Origin of the sequence: Pararobbsia alpina, assembly GCF_965118125.1 — a bacterium.
Lineage (GTDB): Bacteria > Pseudomonadota > Gammaproteobacteria > Burkholderiales > Burkholderiaceae > Pararobbsia > Pararobbsia alpina_A.
The window spans coordinates 1,334,483-1,356,517 of sequence record NZ_OZ221287.1 but is presented as its reverse complement, the minus strand read 5'-3'; the positions used below and the strand labels follow the sequence as shown (position 1 = coordinate 1,356,517).

Genomic DNA, 22,035 nt, shown 5'->3' with positions numbered 1-22,035 from the left:
TTTCATAGTAACCTTGCGCCCATTCGCAGACTGCACGGCTGACCGGTTGATCACCCGCCACAACCCATGCAGCGCGATGACAGACACACCATCCAAGCGGTCATAAAAAAGGGGCCTGGCGGGTATGCGCAACCTGCTATCCAGAGTGAAGTTGTTGTTGATGCTGTTGGCAGTCGCGCACGCAACGTGCCCCTCCGCACAGACGACAACAGCCCCTTCGGACAGTCACGACACCGACGCGGCCATCGCAAGGGCTGTCGCAGGCATCATCAGCTACACGCATTGGCCTACCCCGTTGTCGACCGTCCGCTTGTGTGTCGTCGGCGACGCGCGGGATTGGTCCTCAGCCACAACCACATCCGCCCTGCCTTCAACGCCGCCGATCTCGGTGATGCCATCTGCACCATCGGCTGACACGCTTGTCGGTTCCTGCGATGCGCTTTACATCGGCGCGATGACCGACACCGACCGTCGTGCGCTGTTCCAGCGCATCGCGGGCCACCCGCTCCTGACGATTGCCGAGCAAGACCGCTCGTGCACGTCCGGCGCCATGTTTTGCATCAGCGCGAGCCACTCGCACGTCTCGTTCGACGTCAACATCGACAGCGTGTCCCGTAGTGGCGTCCGCGTGAGTCCGAGCGTGCTCGAACTCGCCCGCAAGTTGAATACGCCATGACGACTCGCCTGACATCCTCGACCGCCACGGCAACGGTCAACCCGGCACCTACGACCGCAACGCGCGCCACCTCCCTGCGTGCCGTGTTCCGTCGTACGTACTCACGCTTTGCGATGATGGCGATCGCGACGGCCGCGATTCCGTTGATTCTGGTGGGCTGGATCGCCCTGCGCGCCTACGCCGATGACAACCTGCATCTGGTCGCGCGCTCGCTCGCCTATACCGTCGAGGCAGCGTTGGTGTTCGGCGATAACGTCGCGGCACGCGATGCCGTCGCATCGATTGCACCGTTTGAAGACATCGCCCAGGTCCGCATTTCGGACAGCCACGGCAAACAGTTCGTCGAATGGGACGACCACGCAGACCGCTCGGTCTCGATCATGGGAAGCCTGAGCGCATTCGCACTGCCGGGCCCCGTCATCGTGCCGGTGAACCACAACGGCCAGCTCGTCGGCACGCTTGAAGTCCGCACGCGCGGCCGGCGGTTCGCGCTGTTCCTGTGGGGCGGCATCGCCGGCATCATCGCCTGCCTGATCGGCACCGTCGCTGTCGGCGCCTTGCTCGCCAAGCGCATGTATATGGACATCGTGAAGCCCCTTCGCGAGCTGGCCCATGTCGCGCACGCCGTGCGTCGGGAGCGCTCGTTCGGATCGCGCGTCGGCCCGACACCGATCGTCGAGCTCCGGGAACTCGGCGACGACTTCAACGCGTTGCTCGAAGAACTCGCAGGCTGGCAACGCAACTTGCATGAGCAGAACGCGACGCTCAGCCATCAGGCGAATCACGATGTGCTGACCGGGCTGCCCAATCGGGCGCGATTCGAATCGCAATTGCGTTCGGCAATGTCGGCGGCAAACGAGTCGGGTCACCGCGTCGCGTTGCTCTATGTCGATTGCAACCGCTTCAAGGAGATCAACGACACGCTCGGACATGATGCGGGCGATGCGGTGCTCGTCGCTCTCGCGACGCGACTGCGTCAGCCGCTGCGTGCCATCGATGTCGTTGCCCGACTCGGCGGCGATGAATTTGCCGTCATATTGCCGGGCATCGAGAACGACGTCCCGGTGCGTAAAATCGCACAATCGTTGATCGAAGCGATGCACGAGCCCATCACGATCGCCGGCTCAGTGACGCCGGTTGTCGCCGAAATCAGCATTGGCATTGCGATGTATCCGCAACACGGGCGCGACCTGCCCGAGCTGGTCCGCGCCGCGGACGACGCGATGTACCGCGCCAAGCGCACCGGCCGCAGCGCCTGGCAATGGTTTGAAGGCGAGACCGCCGTTTGACGGTTCCGTTTGAGGGGTGCGCTTGAAGGGTCCGCTTGAGGGGCCCGTTTGACGAATCACCCAGTATCCGCAGCATGCAGTTGAAACGAACAGGCCACATCGTGGGCAGCGCTCGTCGGCTCTCCACGCGGGGAAACACCATGAAGAACAATCGGCAGTCAGCTACGTTGCACGCAGTCCGGAAGCACGTGTCTCGCAGCGTGGGAATGACCTGCGTACTGCTTGCCAGTGCGCTTGCAGGAACCCTGGCGGGATGCCAGTCGGCGCCGGTGATCCACGGCTTGAACGCCAGCCAGATCCAGGCGCTCGAACAGGCCGGATTCCACGAGGTCGACGGCGCCTGGGAACTGGGCCTTGACGATCGTGTGTTGTTCGACGTCGATAAGTCCGATGTCCTGCCGGGTGCGAAAACGACGATCGGCCGTCTGGGGCAAACGTTGACCAAGGTCGATATCCGGCACGTGCGCGTCTATGGCTATACCGACTCGACCGGCAGCGACGACTACAACGACAAGCTGTCGTGGCGTCGCGCCAATTCCGTCTCCGATGTGCTTGTCGACGCCGGCATGCCGAGAGACGGCATCGTTACCGCAGGCAAAGGCAAGCAAGATCCGGTCGCCGACAACGCGACGGTCGAAGGCCGCGCACAGAATCGCCGCGTCGCGATCGTCGTGACGACGCCCTGATCGTCACGTACTCGTTTGCCAGGTTTCATGCACGACCATGAGCGTCGGAATCCGGCCGTCCCGGTGGCAGCCAGCTGTCGCAGTCAGCTGCCGCAGACAGACGGCTCGGTCAGCCTTGCCGGTCAATCGCGAACGTTCGCGCTTCGACCTCACGGAACGGCCCTCATCTTCGCAATCGCTCAAGCGGGCAGCGTAAACGAAGCCACCGAACGGACCAGATCCCCGGCCTGACTCTGCAGCGAACTCGCAGCCGCTGCCGCCTGTTCGACGAGCGCCGCGTTTTGCTGTGTCACCTCGTCCATCTGCGACACGGCATGATTGATCTGGTCGATACCGTTCGACTGTTCGTCCGATGCCGTCGAAATCTCGCTCATGATGGCCGTGACGTGCCTGACAGAGCGCACGATCTCTTCCATCGTTGCGCCGGCACGCTCGGCTTGCTGCGCGCCGGTCTGCACCTTGTCGACAGACTCTTCGATCAGCTGCTTGATTTCCTTCGCGGCCTGCGCAGAACGTTGCGCGAGCGTGCGCACCTCGCCCGCCACGACGGCAAATCCCTTGCCTTGTTCGCCGGCGCGCGCTGACTCGACAGCTGCGTTGAGCGCGAGGATGTTCGTCTGAAAGGCGATCCCGTCGATCATCGACACGATGTCGGAAATCCGCGCTGAACTCTCGGAGATGTCTTTCATCGTCGTCACGACCTCGGAGACCGCTGCACCGCCTCGCAGCGCGACTTCCGAAGCCGTGGCGGTGAGCCGGTTCGCCTGATGGGCGTTGTCGGAGTTCTGCTTCACCGTCGTCGCGAGTTCTTCCATCGACGCAGCCGTTTCCTCGAGCGACGCGGCCTGCTCCTCGGTACGCGAGGACAGGTCGGTGTTGCCAGCCGCAATTTCACCCGACGCCGTTGAGATGTTTTCCGCGCCCTCGCGAATCTGCAGCACCATATCGGCAAGACGCCCGTTCATGTTTTTCAGCGCCAGCAGCAATTGGCCCACTTCGTCCGTCGTGCGCGCTTCGATCCGGGCCGTCAGGTCGCCATTGGAAATCGTTTGCGCAATATTCACCGCTTCATTGACGGGGCGCGTAATCGATCGTGTGATCCACACGGCGAAGGCCGTACCCAGCAGCATGGCCAACGCACCGACCGCCAGCATCAGGTTGCGAGCCGACACGATAGCTTCGGTCGTCTGGACGCCCTTTTCCTGCACGAGCTTGTTTTGCAGATCGACCAGACCTTGAAGCGACTTCGACGCCACATCGAGTCGCGGCAACGTTTCAGTCATGACCAGTTGCTTCGCTCCTTCCATATCGCCGTCGCGGGTCATCTTCCCCGCTTTCGTGAACGACGCCACGTATTGCGCACGATCGAGCTTGAATTGATTCAGCAGCGCAGTGCCTTCCTGAGAATCGATCAGCTTCTGCAGCGTTTGCACGTTGTCGTCGATCAGCTTCTTGTTGTCGGCGATGTCGTGAAAGATCTGGTCTCGCTGCGCGGGATCAGTCGTGACGATCAGTTCGAGCGTGCGTCGCGCGTTCGACCGCATCGTGATGTTGATCGCACCGGCGGCCTGGGACTTGACCCAGTCGGAATCGATCAGTTGCGCGTTCATGTCCCCGATTCGCGAGAAGCGCGACAGGCCCGCACCAATCAGCACGACCATCAAAAGCATAACCAGCCCGAAACCCAGGCCTAGCCGCGTGCCGATCTTCATGTTTTCAGCATTCATCTCTTTTCTTCTCTAATTGTTCTTTGATCAGATACGTTTAACAACATCCATACAACAACCACACTCACGTCGGGCACCCCGGGGCCCGCCCTGAAGCGTGGAGGACTTCATCGCTTCGCTTCAAGCGAATCGAAATGCAATACGCCGGTAGCTGCGCCACCGGATTCCGCGGCGGACCCCATGACCGGATGCGAACCGGTCGCGTGAGTCGCGTGGCTGCTCTGGGTCGCGTGCACAGGCCGCGCCCAGACCGTCCACGACTTGCGCAACGCAAACAGCGCGCCGAAAGCGCAAGCGGCGAGCAAGCCGAACGTTGCAAAGCCGATCTGGTAGCTGCCGGTGCTTTCCTTGGCAATGCCCATGACGACCGGCAGATAGAAACCGCCGATGCCGCCTGCCGCGCCGACGATGCCCGACAGGAGGCCGGTACGCTCCTTCCATCGATGCGGCACGAGCTGAAACGTCGCGCCATTGCCCAGGCCAAATGCGAAATACAGGCAGACGAGCAGTGCGGCCCCGCCGGCAAACGGCGGCATCGCGGCGGCGAACACGAGGTCTGAAATGGCAATGCCCGCGAGCAGCACGAGCAGTGTGTGCACGCCCGACACCTTGTCGGCGATCAATCCGCCCAGCGGCCTCACGAGCGCGCCGAGGGCGGCGAGGAGTGCCATGACCAGACCGGCCTCGATCGTTGGCAGGTGGTAGAGGTTCGTCAGCAGAAGCGACACATACGACGACATGCCGACGAACCCGCCGAACGTGATGCTGTAGACGAGCATCAGCACCCACGCATCACGCTCCGCAAACACCGCGCGATAGCGTTGGGGAAGCAACGCCACAGCAAGCAGTACGCCAAGCACCGGCATCAGCAGCACGCGCGCTTTCCCGGTGCCCATCACGCCTGCATCGAACAACAGCGCAATGACGATCAACCCGGCCAGCGTCAGCATGAAGCCGCGCGCCGCTCGCATCGCACTGCCCGTCTTGGGACCGGCATCCTTCGCCCAGAAGAACAACGCCAGCGCTGACAAGGCCAACACCGGCAACGCGGCGGCGGTGGCGGCACGCCAGCCGAAGTGGGCGGCCAACGGCGGCAGCAGGAAGCCGTCCAGCACGGCGCCCAGATTGCCGGCGGCCGCGAGGCCAAGGACCAGTCCCTGCACTTTGGGCGGATAGTTGCTGCCGGCCATTGGCAATGCGACGGAAAAGCTTGCACCGCCCACGCCGAGGAAAACGCCGAGCACCAGCAAGAGCCCGTATGACGGCTCGAACGGCATGAGCGGCAATATCACAGCCGGAATCGAGCACAAGGCCACGCCGAACAACGCGATCTGCCGACCGTCCGCCGATTGATACAGATTGCCGAGCGGCACCCGCAGAATCGCTGCCGACAACACCGGCACGGCGACGAGGAACCCCTGCTCCGCCGCGCTCATCGTGAGGGTCTTGCTGATGAACGGCGCAAGCGGCCCGTACAGCACCCAGGCTGTAAAGCCACTGCCGAAATACAAAAAGCAGGCGATCAGCGTGCGCCAGTTTCCGCTTTTGAGCGAGTCGAGGACGTCCTTCATGAGGTATCTGTCTCAGTGCCTATGACTGTGTGGGTGTGGGTGTGGGTGTGGGTGTGGGTGTCAGTGTTGGTATCGCTCTATCTCGGGCTGTCCGTTGCGCTTTCGCTCGTGTCAGGGCAAGGCTGGCGCCATCGATACGGTCTCGGTCAACAGCTTCTTCAGCTCGGGCACGCACGATCCACAGTTGCCGCCGGCCTTCAGGCCCGCGGTGATCTGCGCGACGCTCGTCAGGCCTTGCTCGCGGATGGCCTCGCAGATCACGGCACGCCCGACGCCGAAACACGCGCAGACCGTGGGCCCCGTGTCGCCGCGCGCGGAGAGCGGCTCGCCAAGCAGCAAGGCCGCACGATCGTCGTCGTCGAGCACGTCCTTGGCGAACAGGCTCGCGAGCCACGTGCGCGCCGACGCCTCAGGACGCGCCGAAACGAACACGCAGCTTTCGATGCGTCCGTCCCTCACGTCGACAGCGCGATACACCCCTTCATGGCTGTCGAGGTACTCGATCAGCTCGACGTGCGGATCGTCGATACGCAAGAGTTCGCGCGCCCAAACGCCGTACTCGGCGATCGGTGCATTACCAGCGAGCTCGTAGCGCACGAATTGCGAGCCCTGAATGCGCGTCCAATACGCGCTGCCTTCGAGTGCCGGCTCGAAGCGGCTGATCGAGAACCCGTGCCACGCCGGTCGAAACGGCTCGACACGCACGGGCGTGTGCTTGAACTCGGGCTCGCCGGAGACCGGGCAGACGACAGGATTGACCAGCGCACCGACGCGCCCGCTGGAGGCGACCTGATCGTTCCAGTGGATCGGCACGAACACGCTGCCGCGTCGCACGCCGCCGCTGAATTGCACGCGCGCAAGCATCGATCCCCAGCGGGTCGACAGACGCGCGAGCTCGCCCTCGCGCACACCGCATCGAGACGCATCCGCGGCATCGATGTCGACGAAGGGCTCCGGCACGTGGTTCGCAAGCGTCGGCGCCTTGCCGGTGCGGCTCATCGTGTGCCACTGATCGCGTACGCGGCCGGTGTTCAGCGTCAGCGGGTAGGTGTCATCGGGTGCATTGACCGGGCTTCGCGGCACGGTCGCAACGAAGCGCGCGTTGCCGTCCGGATGGGAATATCGTGAGTCTTCGAGCAGACGTGCGGTCCCTCGGTCACCGGCGCGATAACGGGCATGCACAGGCCACTGGATGGGCGTCAAAGCGTCGTAACCGTCTCGACCCAGCGTCGTCAGACCGGACAGATTGAATACGCGGCGCGCGCCGCGCGCGACGGCATCGTGACGTGCGCGATCATCGGATTCATCCAGCGTATCGGTGCCTGCACGGTCACCCCGCGCCGACGGCGTGTCGTTGTGCGTCTCGGAGTGCGTGTCGTTGCGCTTGTCGTCGTGCGTCTCGTTGTGCCACGCACTCAGCCGTGCATGCTCGTCGAAGATGTCATACGGCGTCGCATACTCGAACCCCTCAAAACCCATGCGGCGCGCGACATTGCAGATGATTTGCCAGTCAGCCTGTGCTACGCCGGGAGCGTCGAGAAATGCTCGCTGGCGCGAAATGCGCCGTTCCGAGTTGGTCACGGTGCCGTCTTTTTCGCCCCAGCCCAGCGCGGGCAGCAGCACATGCGCAAAGGCATGGGTGTCGGTGTGCTCCATGCAGTCGGAGCTGACGACGAGCTCGCACCGCGACAGCGCGCGCTTGACCTGATCGCCGTCGGGCATGCTGACGACCGGGTTTGTGCACATGATCCAGACGGCCTTGACGGTGCCCGCTTCGATCGCATTGAAAAGATCGACCGCCTTGAGTCCGGGCCGCGTTGCAATGGTCGGCGAACCCCAGAACGTCTGCACCCATTCGCGATGCTGCGCGTTGTCGAGTTCCATGTGCGCGGCCAGCATGTTGGCGAGCCCGCCGACTTCGCGGCCGCCCATCGCGTTGGGTTGTCCGGTCAGCGAAAACGGCCCCATCCCGGGCTGTCCGATACGGCCGGTCGCGAGATGACAGTTGATGATGCTGTTGACCTTGTCCGTCCCGGCGCTCGACTGGTTCACGCCCATCGAGTAGGCCGTGATGACACGCTCGGTGCGCGCAAACAGACGATAGAACGCCAGCAGGTCGTGCGGCTCGATCCGGCACAGCGACGCATAGTGATCGAGATCGAACGCGCCATGCGTCTCCGATCGTGCGGCTTCGAGTGCCTGAGCGTAGCCCGCCGTATGACCTTCGACGTACGACGCATCAACGATCCCTGAATGAGCGAGGTATGCGAGCAGCCCGTTGAACAGCGCGACATCGGCCCCCGGCGCGATCGGCAGATGCATATCCGCCATCTCGCAGGTCGCGGTAAAGCGCGGATCGACAACGACCACCTTCATCTCGGGCCGCGCGGCCTTGATTCGCAGGATCCGTTGAAAGAGGACCGGGTGGCACCACGCCGTGTTCGATCCGACCAGCACGATCAGGTCGGCAAGCTCGAGGTCTTCGTAGCATCCCGGCACCAGATCCTCGCCGAACGCACGCTTGTGCCCCGCAACGGCTGACGACATGCACAAGCGCGAATTCGTGTCGATGTTGGCGCTGCCGATATAGCCCTTCATCAGCTTGTTGGCGACGTAGTAGTCCTCCGTCAGCAACTGGCCCGATACATAGAACGCGACCGCATCGGGACCATGCTGCTCGACGATTCGCCGAAAGCCGTGAGCGACGGTGTCGAGTGCGTCGTCCCACGACGACGTGCGAAAGTCATCGCTACGCGCCGCTCGCATCTTCGGCCGCAGTAGCCGCCCCTCGAGACCGATCGTCTCGGCTAGCGCCGAGCCCTTGACGCAGAGGCGGCCGAAATTGGCCGGATGCGCATCGTCTCCCGACACCTCGACACGGCCATCCGCGGACCGGCTCGCACGCACCCCGCAGCCGACGCCGCAGTAAGGGCATGTGGTCTGCACGCTGGCGATGCCCGTCGGCGCAATGGGCGTCACAGTGGGTAGGTTCATGCGATGGGTCCGTTCACGCGGCCTTGGCGTCACAAAGCGCCTGGCCAAAGAGCAGGAAACTGCGCAGCGGGGTGATATCGGTCTGGCTCCGGATGAGGTCGAAGTACCACGCACCATCCTCAACGTCGCCGAACAGCACCGCACCGACCATGCGACCACGTCGCAGTACGAGCCGCTTGTAGACGCCGCGTCGCAGATCGCGCAGCACGAGGTCTTCGGTGTCGACGCCGCCGTTGAATTCACCCGCGGAAAAAAGGCTCACGCCCGTGACCTTGAGCCGCGTCGCCGTCGTCTTCTGTTCATAACGCAGCTGATCTGCACCCGCGAGATGTGCGCCGCATACGCGCGCCTGATCCCAGATCGGCGCGACCAGGCCGAAGGTCGCGTTACGATGCTGGACGCATTCACCGACCGCGTACACCGACGGATCAGAACTCTGCAGCGTGTCGTCCACGACGATCCCGCGATCGCATTGCAGGCCTGCCTGCCGCGCCAATTCAATGTTGGGACGCACGCCGACCGTCATGACAACCAGACCGGCGGCGATCTCGCGCCCGTCTTCGAAGCGCACGGCCGTGACGTGGCCTTCTCCGACGATCTGCGTGGTCCGTGCGTTCAGCACGAACCGCATGCCTTTCTGTTCGAGCTCGTTTCGCAACAACATCGATGCAGTCTTGTCGAGCTGGCGCTCCATCAGCGTGTCGACGTGATGAACGACTGTCACCGACATGCCCTGGCTCAGCAGGCCATTGGCGGCTTCCAGACCCAGCAGTCCTCCACCGATCACCACCGCGTGACGCTGGCTTCGCGATGCAGCGATCATCGTCTCGACGTCGGCGAAGTTTCGAAATGACACGACGCCGTCGAGCGTGCTCCCCGGTACCGGCAGCACGACCGGGTTCGACCCGGTCGCGAGCAGCAGGCGGTCATAGCCGAATTCAGCGCCGGATCGGGCCCGGACGACCTGACGTTCACGATCGATCTCGATAGCCGGATCACCCGCGCGCAGCACGATCCCGTTGTCGGCGTACCACTCGGGCGTGTTGAGCGTGATGTCGTCGAAGCGCTTCTCGCCGGCGAGCACGGGTGACAGCAGAATGCGGTTGTAGTTGCCATAGGGCTCGGCCCCCAGCACGGTAATGTCATAGCGCTCAGGGGCGAGCGTCAGCAGTTCCTCGACCGTGCGCATGCCCGCCATGCCGTTGCCAATGACGACAAGGCGCGGGCGCGGCCGCTCGCGCGATGGATCGAGACCACCCCGCATGTCGACGGATGCGTGACCCGAATCCACGGCGATCCGCGAAACGCCTTGTCGCGTTGCGTGGTCGATCGTGTGCTGCTCGTCCCGTTGGGCATCACCGCGATTCAAAACCATTCTTTTTCTCTGCGCTCGAAACAAAGATCCGATTCCACGACGGCTTGCGCGGAATCCGACTCGATGAAGGGGAACTGACGAGTAAAAGTAATGCGTGTAAGACGCTATCCTAGCTTGATGTCATTTTTTTGGCGTGTTAATCGAATAATCCAAATTACAAAATATTTTCAACGCCGCATTTTCATCACCCCGTAAAAATCCAGAGCACGCAAGGCCTGCGTGGAATCACTATGAATATGGAACCCCTCAAGACGGCACTGTTTTCGGAAACTTTAGGGGTCATCTTATTTTTTATTTTCTTTGCATTTATGTGACTGGACTATGCTTCCAGAATCGCGGCATCAGATCCAGGAAGTTCTGCCAAGACGCCGTTCAGCCTTGCATTGCAAGGCTTTGAGCGATATTGATGACACCGGAAATGGGCAAAGAAAGTGCGCCTGAATCAGTCCGATCGGGCGCTGATGCGCCGCGAGATCCTATTTTCCAGAATCACGCTTTGCGGTACGTCAATATTTATTGATTTAACAAACGGTATACCATTTGAAGCAAATCTTCTGAATAAATGAAATGACAAAACATGTCACCCATCTTATTGAACAACGAGAATCAGCCGACTCGCACGCCGCGAGTCGGCCGTGATCTACGATTAAAAAGATTCAGGACGACGAACGTTATTCCAATTTCAGGTTTTAGCGTGACGCGAAATGCGAAATGCGATCGTATATCGACGTGTTCAATGCTCCTGAAGAAACATTTTCGGCTTCATCACTGGCGCTACTGATCCAACTAACGCTACTGACGCGACACGACCGACGCGACCGACGTTACTGACTACTGACGTCACTCAACGCATCACTGAACGCGTCGCGTCCCGGTCGCTTCACGCGAATGCACGGCCCACGAGTCTCGACTGCTCACGCAAATGCGCGGTCACCGACGAATGCGCGCCTGAAGCTGTCGACTCACGGCATACGTCCGTCAACGCATAGCGGCCCGCCACGATCGACTCCAGCTCGACACGAATCGATCGCCAGGCGCCCTGATTGGCATCCTCTTCCTGCGCCCAGACCACTTCTTCGAGGTTCGGAAAGCGCGCAAGCTCGGCACCAAGGTGCGCGGCCGGGAACGGATAGAGCTGCTCGATGCGAACGATCGCAACCGATATGCAGTCCGATTCGCGCTCCGGTTCGCGCTCCGACCCGCGCCGGGCGAGATCGAGGTCGTAGAAGAACTTGCCTGCGCACAGGATCACGCGCCTGACGGCGGTCACGTCCTCAATCGTGGCGTCACCGAGCACCTCGTGGAAATGCCCGTCGACCAGCGACGAAGTCGGCGAATGCGACGCCACGTTTCCATACAGTTGCGATTTCGGCGACATCACGATCAGCGGCTTCGGCTCCACGGCACTCGCCTGCCGACGGAGCAGATGGAACCATTGCGCCGATGTCGACGGCATCACGACCTGCATATTCGCCTCGGCGCACAGCTGCAGGAAGCGACTCAGATAGGCATTCGAATGCTCGGGGCCGACACCTTCATGTCCGTGAGGCAGCGCGACCACCAGCCTCGATCGATAGCCCCATTTGGACTCGCCCGACGCGATGTACTGGTCGATAAAAACCTGCGCCCCGTTGACGAAGTCGCCGTACTGCGCTTCCCAGATCGTCAGTCCGTCCGGCGCCTCGACGCTGTAACCGTATTCGAAGCCGAGCACGGCCTCTTCGGTCAACGGCGAGTTGAACACATCGAAGCGCCCTTGCTCCGCACTGATATGTTTGAGCGGCAGGTACGTATCCGGCACGCCTGTCACGCCGTGTTGCGAATGCCATACGGCATGCCGATGCATGAATGTGCCCCGCCCCACGTCCATGCCCGAGATGCGCACATCGACACCGTCGGCGAGCAGCGAAGCCAATGCAAGGTTCTCGGCGAAGCACCAGTCGGCGCCCGCGTGGCGACCGCTCGCAGCGCTTCGCCACGCATCAAGCTGTACCTCGATCTTCTTGTGCAGACGCATATGGGGCGGCACGCGCGTCAGAGCAGAAGCCAATGCCGCCATGCGTGACGTATCCATCGCCTTGATGCCCGGCTCAATCCCTGTCGCAACGCCGACACGTACGTGGCTTTCGTCTTCTTCAAGCAGCTTCTGCGCCGCCTCGGCACGCATCGCATCGAGATCGATCCGCTCGCCGAGTGCCGAGTGATACAGCTCAGTGACCGTCGGATGCGACGCAATCACGCTGTGCAGATAGGGCTGCGTGAGGCTCGGCACGTCATGCTCCGAGTGCCCGAGGCGGCGATACCCGACGAGATCGATAATCACGTCCGAACCGAAGACCATCCGGTAATCGAACGCAACCGCCGCGGCACGCAACACGGCCTCCGGGCGATCGGCGTTCACGTGGATCACGGGCGCATCGACCATGCGACCCGCGTCGGTGCAATACACCGCGTCGACGGCGTTCGCTGCGTTCGGCGTCGTGAATCCGATCTGGTTGTTGACGACGATGTGGATCGTGCCACCGTGGTCGTAGCCGTTCTTGCGCGTCATGTTCAGCGTTTCCATGACGACACCCTGCCCCGCAAACGCCGCATCGCCGTGCACGATGATCGCCGCGCCCGGGCGGTCCGGATGGGCGTCGTTATAGGCGCGCGCCATGCCGGACACTACCGGCGTTGCGCTTTCGAGGTGCGAGGGGTTGTGCGACAGCGTGAGCGTCACATCGCCGTGCGGCGTCGCACGCGTGGTCGTCGCACCCAGGTGATACGGCAAGTCGTTCGCTTGCGCCGCGAGGGGCGTCGCCTGATCGAGGCGCGCAAGGATTTCTTTCGCCGGCATGCCCATCAGATTTACAAGCACGTTGAGACGGCCGCGATGCGGCATGCCGACGAACAGGCGATCTACGCCACGCCGCGAGGCATGCTCGACGAGCGAAATCATCAGCGGTATCAGGCTCTCGCAGCCTTCCAGCGAGAATCGCTTGGCATGCTCGACGTGCTCGCCCGCCACGCGCTCCCACATTTCCGCACGGATGAGTTGCTCGAGCAACGCGTGACGCGCATCGAGCGCGAGGTCGGCGGCGGAGGTCGACTCCATGCGGGCGAACAGCCAGGCGCGGCGCGTCGCATCACGCACGCCCGTGCAGTCGAGTCCAATCGCATCGCAGTAGATACCGCGTAGTGTCCGCTCGAGCAGGTCGATGACCGTGTTGTCGGTCGCGATGCCGTACTGCGCGTGCACGTCCGGGGTCGTCACGGAAGCACCGGTCCGTAGCTCGGACAGTTCGGGGACCGCGGCGAGACCCAGCGGATCGAGATCGGCGATCCGATAGCCGTGCAAGCGATACGACTCGATCAGGTCCCCGATACTGCTCGACACCGCGGACGCGGCAACGGGCTCGGGGACGACTCGACCAGGTGCGCGACCGTCCCGATGCAGGGCGTCAGGCTGCGAAACAAGGAGTGTGGCCATGGTAAGCAAGCGCTCGAAAAAAGGCGTTGTTCAGACCCCGCCGCTTACGGTCCCGCCCTGCGTACGCGCAAGGCTCGCCGCGCCCGCTGCATGGACGCGCCCCGAAAACTCCACGAGGTGGCTGCGAAGCGCTCACCCTCACGCGGTTCGGCGTGGAATTGCGCTCCTGTGTTGGCGAGCCCACAGCATTGCCGTGACTCGTGTCCCCTTCCGCATCCTCGCGCCGCGTCAGGCAAACATTGCCCTGCGTCCGACCGAACCTGCGCGCTCACGTGCATGCTCAAACCCGTGGGCAGCATGCGAATGCGCAGGCCCGTCGATACGGAACGCGCTGACCGTCTCGGTCAGGTGATCGGCCTGATCCTTCAACGCCTGGGCAGAGGCCGCGCTCTGTTCGACAAGCGCCGCGTTTTCCTGCGTCACGCGGTCCATCTGCGTGATGGCCTGGTTGATCTGCTCGATACCGTCGCTCTGTTCGCGGCTCGAGCCGCTGATCTCGGCAACGATTTGCGTCACGCGCTGGATGCTGGTGACGACTTCTTCGATCACGCGTCCCGCGTCCTGCACCAGCTCGCCACCGGCACTGACCTGGCTCACCGACTCGTCGATCAAGCCCTTGATTTCTTTCGCGGCCACGGCGCAGCGTTGCGCAAGGCCGCGCACTTCGGCCGCGACGACGGCAAACCCGCGCCCGTGTTCACCCGCACGCGCCGCTTCGACGGCTGCGTTGAGCGCAAGGATATTGGTCTGGAATGCGATGCCGTCGATCACGCCGATGATGTCGACGATCTTGCGAGACGACAGATGGATCGCGGCCATGGTGTTCACGACCTGATCGACCGCTTCACCGCCCTGGCTTGCGACCGTCGAGGCGCTCGCTGCGAGCTCGTTCGCCTGCACGGCGTTGTCCGCGGTCTGCCGCACCGTCGACGTCAGCTGTTCGAGCGCCGCCGCGGTTTCCTCGAGCGCGCTCGCTTGTTGCTCAGTACGCGTCGACAGGTTCGCATTGCCGGCGGCGACGTCTCGCGACGCGCTCTCGATGGCGTCGGTACCCGTGCGCACTTCGGTGACGATACCGTTCAGGTTCTCGGTCATGCGCTTGAGCGCGGCCGACAGCCTGCCGATTTCGTCCGTGGTTTCCACTTCGAGCTGATGCGTCAGATCGCCCGACGCGACCGCCTCGGCGAGCTCGACCGCGCGCGCGACGGGGCCCGTAATACTGCGCGTCATGAACACGGCCATGCCGGCCGAGATGGCGATCGCCAGCAAGGAGATCACGATCATCTGGATTTTCGCCATGTCGGCATCGTGCGTCGCGCCGGCCACGTCGTTGCTCATCTGCTCCGCCTGATACGACACCATCTTGTCGACGTAGACGTAGTACTGATCCTGCAATTGGGCAAATTCACCCTGATAAAGATCGCGCGCCGCGTCCTTTTGATTCGACGCAATTAAATCAAATACTTTCTTGACGTCTTTTCCATAAGCCGTACGCGCATCGAATTGCTGCTGGAATAGCGTTTTGCTCGTATCGTCGTCAAGCAAGGCTTGTAGCCGGGCATACGCGTCGGCGTTTTTCTGCCGAATCACCGCGTAGTCGTCCATATAGTGTTTCGCCTGCTCGGCCGAAGTCGACATCAGGAGATTGCTCAGAACCGCATTCGCCTTGTTGCCGTTGTTTTTGATCTGGGTACTGAGATCGATCAGCGTGTAACGCTGATGAACGATTTGCGTCATTCTTGCCGTACTGGCGTTTAAATGAATGACACCGACTAGTGCTACGGCGACCATCAGCATCACAACAAACAAAAACGTCATTCCGAGGCGAACCCCGATTTTCAGATTTGAGACCTTCATCGCTTTCCCCGTGCGGCTATGCGCTTGCAACCATCTAGGTCCTATAACGGCAGGCACATTCATCAGATTAAATATTTTTTTATCGATCCTAGTGCGACAGGCTCCGTGACGCAATCACACGCCAAAAATCAGAGACAGGCATGTCGGCGCGCAATTATTGCCGACCATCATGTCAGAAAAAATTACGCCACTCGTTCATTTGATAAAACGCAAGATCGCATCGAAAATCACGAATCTTTGTATACCAACCCCATTCCCACATCCGGAAATCACGAAAAGTAAAGCAGAAAGAAAATATTGCGCGTCGATGGCAGATATGCAGAAACCCAATATAGGGTCGCAATGAAAATCTCGATCAAATTGAAATAACTTGCGTGCCGCTTATCGCACGCGGGTTCGCGCGATTTAAAGGGCAAACGGCGGAATGGGAAGGATCACCGAATAATCGGAGCGCACTCCTGAAGGGTGCGCTGGAGAAAGCGGGTCTCCGGCACGGCCTCTTGAGTTGAAAGGCGCACGTTGCGCCATGCCTCGATCGACATGGCGCATTCACAACGTGGCGTCGTTGCGCGCTACACGATGGCGGGTGTCGACGCTCGCGCTGGAACCGACGCCTCTGCGGCGTTCAGCCAGTCCAACACAATCGCCGCTCCGTACGTTCCCGTTGCGGGGGCCTGATTGCGAAGCGTCTGCACGTCAATGCCCGCATGCGCGAGTTCGACCGCATGACCGACCAGCCAGCGCTCGAGCGCCTGCGGGCTCGCTTCGAGATGAAACTGCAATCCGAGCACGCGGGGCCCCATCGAAAACGCCTGGTTCGCGTATAAGGCAGTCGAAGCCAACCGTTCGGCACCCGCGGGCAAATCGAACGTATCGCCATGCCAGTGCAGCACTGGGGTCCCGTCGCCGAGTGGCGACAGCGCCGAACGTGAGCCGGCTTCCGTGAGGCTCACGCCACTCCAGCCAATCTCTTTCTCAGGCCCGGCATAAACGCGCGCACCGGCCACACGCGCCATCAATTGCGCCCCCAGACAGATACCCAGCAACGGCCCACTCGTTTTCAGGCGCGCCTCGATAAGCGCAAGCTCACGACTCAAAAACGGATACCGGTCGTCTTCGTAAGCACCGATCGGGCCGCCCAGGACAACAACAAGGTCCGGCGTTTCAATATCGAGCCCCTGCCATGCGTGCGTCGGGGCGTCGACATAGTGGATCTGATATCCGGCCGATTCCAGCGCCGGCTCCAGCGTGCCCAGGTCTTCGAACGCGACGTGACGGATGGCAAGGACTTCTTTCATGGATCAGATCTCGGTGAGGGGTGGATTCGACGACAAGGGATAGCCTTCATGCATGGCGGCGAATTCTTCGCGAATCCGGGCACGTGCCGCAGGAACGCGCCGATGAAACGACACAATCCACACAACTCCCGCCAGCAAATAAGCCACGAAAAGATACGGGAAGTAGATCACCGGTGCAGGCGGCACCGGATACACACTGCCGACAGCGGGGATTAACAGCAGAAGCAGCGCGGCCACGCAGTAGCCCATGTCGCGACGACGCAATTGCCCGATGCGGGCGAGATACACCGGCGCAGCGATCGTGATCAGGAAATACGGCACGAGAAAGCCGAACGCCGCCAACGTGCCGACCCAATTGAAAATATCGAGCGGCTCGTTGTGCAGCAACGTGAGCACGGTCGGCACGATAAACGCAATCGCGGCCATCACGCTGATCGCGACATGCGGCGTCTCGTTCGTCGAATGCGATCCCGCTGTCGATGCATGAAACAGCCCGTGCCGCCCCATGGCGAAAATCACACGAGCGCCCGCGTTGATGCATGACAGCGCCAGCGAGAAAAACGTGAACATCGCGCCCAGGGAAAGCGGCACCTGCAGGAACTTCACATGTGCGAGCTCGGCAAGCACATTCAGGGGGGCATCGATCTTGTCGAGTGTCATCGAATAGCCGTTGAAGCCGTCGACCATCGCATACGTGACGAACACAAAGAACACACCCGATACGATCAGACTCCAGATCACCGCACGCGGAATCGACTTGAGCGGGTTTTTCGCCTCGGTGCCGAAAGCCGTCGCACATTCGAAGCCGACGAGGCTGAAGATGGCCACCACCACGCCGAGGCCCATGCTCGACAACGGCGTGTCGCTGAGGCTGAACTGCCGCGCGTCGATCGCGAAATGATGTTGCGACAACACCAGCGTGCAGAGCCCGACGATCAGCAGCATCGACACGCCTTCGAGCACGAGCATCAGCACGGCGGAAAGCTGCACGTTCTTCCACGCGCAGTACCACGCAGCTGCTCCGCAGATCACGAAGAACACGACGGGCGACGCGCTGAGCCCGACCATCTCGGCCAGCTTGCCCGCGAAGACAGCAAAGCCCGTCATGCCCGCCATCGCAATACCCAGATACGCCCAGACGAGACACCACCCTGCGATGCCGCCAGCCGTCAGCCCGAGGCCACGGCTGACATACGCATACATCGAGCCGACGCCCGCAGATCGACGCGCGAACTGATTCAGGTTCAACGCAACGAACAACAGCATGACCGTACCGAGCAGGTAGGCGAGCCAGCTCATATTGGCCGTGTTCGAAAACATGACGGGGATGATCAGCGCGGCCGTCATGGTCGGGGATATCAGCGCGACTGCCTGACCCAGTAGTTCGGAAAAGCTCAGACAGTTGGCGCGTAGCGCATTGCTTTCCATGGAGTGCACCTCGAGGGCAAGAACGACGTACAGGGGGCGCCGCGAATAAATTCCGGCTTCGGTTGTCAACAACCTGATGCTAGGATCTCCATGGACCAGACGAATCCTCCAGAAAATTAAACGCGGGTGGACCAGCATGCTGCGAGCGTCGGAGTTGGGCATCACGATCAATCGCGACTCGCGCACGCCGCCCTATTTGCAGATCGTCCACGCGGTGATCGAGGAAATCCGGCGCGGCCGCCTGCAACCGGGTGATGCCTTGCCCGGTACGCGAGACCTTGCCGAGGCACTCGAGGTCAATCGCAAGACGGTGATCCTGGCCTACGACGAGCTGACCTCGCAGGGATGGCTGACGCCGGAGCGCGCGCGGGGCACCTTCGTGTCGCCACGCTTGCCGACCGCGCAGCCGGCTGCGTTCGCTTTTCGCCCGGTCGAGACGCCGCGCGTTCCGGAGGAGCCCGATTTCCGGTTACCCGGCCAGAAGACGCGGGTCGACTTCCTGTTGCCCGAGCCCGGTGTGCTGATGTTCGACGACGGCGCACCCGACACGCGCCTCGTGCCGGTCAACGAGATGGCGCGCGCGTACCGGCGCAGCCTGTTGCTGCTGAGCCGGTCGAATCAGTTGGGCTACGGCGATCCTCGCGGTACATGGGCGTTACGCAGCGCGATCTCGGCGATGCTCAACGCCGACCGCGGACTGAATACGACTGCCGAGACGATTTGCCTGACGCGCGGCAGTCAGATGGCGATCTTTGTCGCGGCCCGTGTGTTAACGCAGCCTGGCGACACGGCCGTGCTCGAGTCACTGAGCTATCCGCCCGCACGCGAGGCATTTCTCGCGAACGGTGTCGAAGTCGTGACCGCGCATATCGACGACAAGGGGATGCGGCTCGACGAGCTCGAAAGGCTATGCCGCGTCAAACGCGTGCGATGCGTCTACTTGACGCCGCACCACCAGTTTCCGACGACGGTCCTGTTGCCGCCCGAGCGGCGCCTTCGTCTGCTCGCCCTCGCCGATCAGTTCGGCTTTGCGATCATCGAGGACGACTACGACCATGAGTTCCATTTTTCACATCGCCCGATGCTGCCGCTCGCGAGCGCCGATCAATGGGGCAAGGTCGCGTATATCGGTTCGATGTCGAAGTTGCTGACGCCGAGTCTGCGCAGCGGCTACATCGCCGGTGCGAAGCGTTTTGTCGATCGCGTCGCCGAAGAGATCTTGCTGATCGATCGGCAGGGCGACCCGGCGACGGAACGCGCGGTCGCCGAAATGATGGAGGCCGGCGAGATACGCCGGCACGCGCGGAAGGTACTCAAGATTTACGACGAACGGCGGCTGTTGTTCGCCGAGCTTCTCAGGCGTCACTTTGGTACGGCGATCGAATTCGATGTACCCGACGGCGGACTGGCGTTCTGGGTTCGCTTCGACGACGGCGTCGATGTCGAAAAACTGGTCGCACGTGCGGCGTCGCATGGCGTGAAGGTGCTGCCCGGGGCCACGTACTCGATGTCGGGCGAACCGACGTCCGGGCTACGCCTTGGCTTTGCAGGCCTCAACGAGCAAGAGCTCGAAGAGGCCGTGACACGGTTGGCGAAGAGCTGGAAAGGGTTGCGGGAAGGTTAGGGTTGCGGGAGGGTCAGGCTCGCAATCGCTTACGCCGCATCGTCGAAGAAACTGTCATCCAGCAACATATCTTCGAAGAATGCCCCGTAGGCCTTCTCGGGGTGACGGATATGGATTTCCAGGACCCATAGCAGCGGCGACGGCGCGAAGGGCACCTCGGCAAGCGGCCCTTCATAGACCGCCGCATGAGGGAAATCGGAAATGCGGTGCCCGGAAAGATCGAGATTGAGCTTCCATCCGAGCTCGCTCGCACGACGGTCGGCGAATTGATAGAGCGCTTCGCCCGTGAGCTTGTCGTCGCGCCACTTCGCGCGGACTTCGTGGAAGAGTGCCTTGGCATCGCGCGCGCAGCGGGCCATCTCTGTATCGGTGCCGGTAACAAACGTGTCGCCACCATCGCCTTCCCATTGCTCCCACACAGGGCCGATATCGATCAAGAAGATATCGTCGTCGCCGAGTACGACTCCCGGTTCCGATGCAGCGCCAAAGGTCTTCGTCGTATTCGAGCCGAAGCGCACATAGACGTCGTGCCAGCCGCGGCGCATCCCGGCGGCCTTGAGAATGTGCTTCGCCATCTCGACGGCATCTTCTTCGACCATGCCGGGCTTGCACTGCGCGGCGATCTCGTGGATCGCGGCACGGGTCTTGTCCCGCACGGTCAGCATCGTATCGGCTGCGAAGGCGGTGCCGACGCGTTCGAGGTCGGCCAGGGCAACGGTACTCATGGGGTGAAGCTCCTTTAGTGTGGGGACAGTAGGGAACAGGTTCAGGCGTTGCACAAGCGGTCAAGCGGTCAAGCGGTCAAGGAATCGACAGGACAAGTCCGTCCATCGATTCATCGAGACGCAGTTGGCAGGCAAGTCGTGAACGTGGCGTCACGTTGGGCAAACACTCGAGCAGGTCCGTTTCGTCGACGCCTGGCGCCGGCAGGGAGGCATGCGACGCCTCGCCGATTTCGATCCGACACGTACCGCATGCGCCTTTACCGCCGCACACACTCTGCATCGGGACACCGCCCGAACGCAGGGCCGCGAGGAGCGTTTGATCGCCTGCCAATCGATACTCGACGCCGTTCGCGTGAACACGTATTTCGCTTGCGTTTGGCGTTCTGCTGACCGCGTCATCGATGGGTCCAAACGGGTCTGCAAAAAACGACTCGCCTCGGAGGCCACGTTCGGCGATCAACGTTGCCCTGGCATCGGTGACCATCGCCGGCGATCCGCACGCGTAGACGGACGCGTTTTCAAGTGCATCGAAATCCGCCATGACCGCGTGCTGGACATATCCGCGTCGCGCATCCACGAGACTGTCGGCACCACTTTCGGCATCACCCGAAAGAACTGGCACGAACCGGAAGTGGCGATGCGTTCGCGCCCACTCGCGCGCCTCATCAATGAAATAGAGATCGGCCGCGGACCGGCCGCCCCAGTACAGCGAAACGGGACGTTCGAGCGATGTCGACAGCAAGCTCTGCACGATCGCTCTGACTGGTGCGTAACCGGTACCCGTACACATGAAAAGAACATGCGTAGCGTGAGGCAGATCGCGCCAGCAGAACTCGCCGAACGGACCGCGCCCGGACACGCGATCGCCGGGCTCAAGCCTGTTCAACGTGCGATCGCTGAATGCGCCTCCGGGGACGTGGCGAATGTGAAGTTCGATGCAGCCATCAACGAGCCGCGCTCCGGCGAGCGAGAAGCTACGGAAGCCACCCTCGTCGGCCAGCACGTCCACATACTGGCCTGGCAGCCAGCGAAACGCGTCCCCTTGCGCCACACGGATCGTGACCACTGCCACGGTGGCGTTCACGCGATGGATCCGATCGATGCGGCCTTGCCACGCTGCGGGTCGGCGCTCGGCTGAGGCGCGGCTTACCTCGCTCGTCGTCAGGGAAGTCATGAATCGCCTTCTGCTTGAAATCACGCCCCAAGCTTAGGCAGTCACTGGTCCCGAAAGCACCTCCAGTTTGACAAAAGCACCTGGTCCAGTCGCAGTTTTTTGATGTCACCCGTGCTTCCGGCGGCCGCACGGTGCCTCG

Annotated in this window: 14 protein-coding genes; 4 read left to right on the top strand and 10 right to left on the bottom strand. The window is 62.0% G+C overall.

Annotated features, from left to right (window positions below; genetic code table 11):
* Positions 1-124 precede the first annotated feature (124 nt).
* From ACMFWR_RS05785 to ACMFWR_RS05775, 3 genes are all read left to right on the top strand, one after another.
* Positions 125-676 (top strand): YfiR family protein, encoded by a 552-nt coding sequence (locus tag ACMFWR_RS05785; protein WP_413194056.1) that lies wholly within the window; start codon positions 125-127, stop codon positions 674-676.
* Complete coding sequence (locus tag ACMFWR_RS05780) at positions 673-1,965, top strand: diguanylate cyclase domain-containing protein (protein ID WP_413194055.1); 1,293 nt, start codon at positions 673-675, stop codon at positions 1,963-1,965. Before ACMFWR_RS05785 ends, ACMFWR_RS05780 begins: the two co-directional genes overlap by 4 nt.
* Positions 1,966-2,171: 206 nt before the next feature.
* Positions 2,172-2,651 (top strand): OmpA family protein, encoded by a 480-nt coding sequence (locus ACMFWR_RS05775; RefSeq protein WP_413194054.1) that lies wholly within the window; start codon positions 2,172-2,174, stop codon positions 2,649-2,651.
* Positions 2,652-2,830: 179 nt separating this feature from the next.
* Here the strand turns inward: ACMFWR_RS05775 and ACMFWR_RS05770 are convergent, their stop codons facing one another.
* The 8 genes from ACMFWR_RS05770 to ACMFWR_RS05735 all read right to left on the bottom strand — a co-directional run bounded on the left by ACMFWR_RS05770 (position 2,831) and on the right by ACMFWR_RS05735 (position 18,373).
* Entirely contained in the window at positions 2,831-4,378 is a 1,548-nt protein-coding gene (locus ACMFWR_RS05770; RefSeq protein ID WP_413194053.1) for a methyl-accepting chemotaxis protein, read from the bottom strand.
* Positions 4,379-4,485: 107 nt separating this feature from the next.
* Complete coding sequence (locus tag ACMFWR_RS05765; protein WP_413194052.1) at positions 4,486-5,949, bottom strand: MFS transporter; 1,464 nt, start codon at positions 5,947-5,949, stop codon at positions 4,486-4,488.
* 111 nt (positions 5,950-6,060) lie between these two features.
* A complete protein-coding gene (locus ACMFWR_RS05760; protein WP_413194051.1) occupies positions 6,061-8,943 on the bottom strand; it encodes a molybdopterin-dependent oxidoreductase in 2,883 nt (960 codons plus the stop codon).
* A 13-nt stretch (positions 8,944-8,956) separates the two neighbouring features.
* Positions 8,957-10,207, bottom strand: coding sequence for an NAD(P)/FAD-dependent oxidoreductase (locus ACMFWR_RS05755; protein ID WP_413194793.1), 1,251 nt, complete (start codon positions 10,205-10,207; stop codon positions 8,957-8,959).
* Between the two features lie 991 nt (positions 10,208-11,198).
* Positions 11,199-13,790, bottom strand: coding sequence for a 2-oxoglutarate dehydrogenase E1 component (locus ACMFWR_RS05750; RefSeq protein WP_413194050.1), 2,592 nt, complete (start codon positions 13,788-13,790; stop codon positions 11,199-11,201).
* Between the two features lie 228 nt (positions 13,791-14,018).
* Entirely contained in the window at positions 14,019-15,647 is a 1,629-nt protein-coding gene (locus ACMFWR_RS05745; protein ID WP_413194049.1) for a methyl-accepting chemotaxis protein, read from the bottom strand.
* A 572-nt stretch (positions 15,648-16,219) separates the two neighbouring features.
* Positions 16,220-16,945, bottom strand: coding sequence for a glutamine amidotransferase (locus ACMFWR_RS05740; RefSeq protein WP_413194048.1), 726 nt, complete (start codon positions 16,943-16,945; stop codon positions 16,220-16,222).
* Positions 16,946-16,948: 3 nt separating this feature from the next.
* Positions 16,949-18,373 carry an APC family permease gene (locus ACMFWR_RS05735; RefSeq protein WP_413194047.1) on the bottom strand — a complete coding sequence of 475 codons (1,425 nt, stop codon included), beginning with the start codon at positions 18,371-18,373 and terminating at the stop codon, positions 16,949-16,951.
* Positions 18,374-18,509: 136 nt separating this feature from the next.
* On the opposite strand from ACMFWR_RS05735, the gene ACMFWR_RS05730 reads away from it, so the two are divergent.
* Positions 18,510-19,997 (top strand): PLP-dependent aminotransferase family protein, encoded by a 1,488-nt coding sequence (locus tag ACMFWR_RS05730; RefSeq protein ID WP_413194046.1) that lies wholly within the window; start codon positions 18,510-18,512, stop codon positions 19,995-19,997.
* A gap of 29 nt (positions 19,998-20,026) precedes the next feature.
* Here ACMFWR_RS05730 and ACMFWR_RS05725 read toward each other — a convergent pair whose 3' ends face one another.
* Together ACMFWR_RS05725 and ACMFWR_RS05720 are read right to left on the bottom strand one after the other, a co-directional pair.
* The gene (locus tag ACMFWR_RS05725; protein ID WP_413194045.1) at positions 20,027-20,722 is read right to left on the bottom strand and encodes a M24 family metallopeptidase; all 696 of its coding nucleotides are present in this window, start codon (positions 20,720-20,722) and stop codon (positions 20,027-20,029) included.
* A gap of 76 nt (positions 20,723-20,798) precedes the next feature.
* A complete protein-coding gene (locus ACMFWR_RS05720; RefSeq protein WP_413194044.1) occupies positions 20,799-21,896 on the bottom strand; it encodes an FAD-binding oxidoreductase in 1,098 nt (365 codons plus the stop codon).
* Positions 21,897-22,035 lie beyond the last annotated feature (139 nt).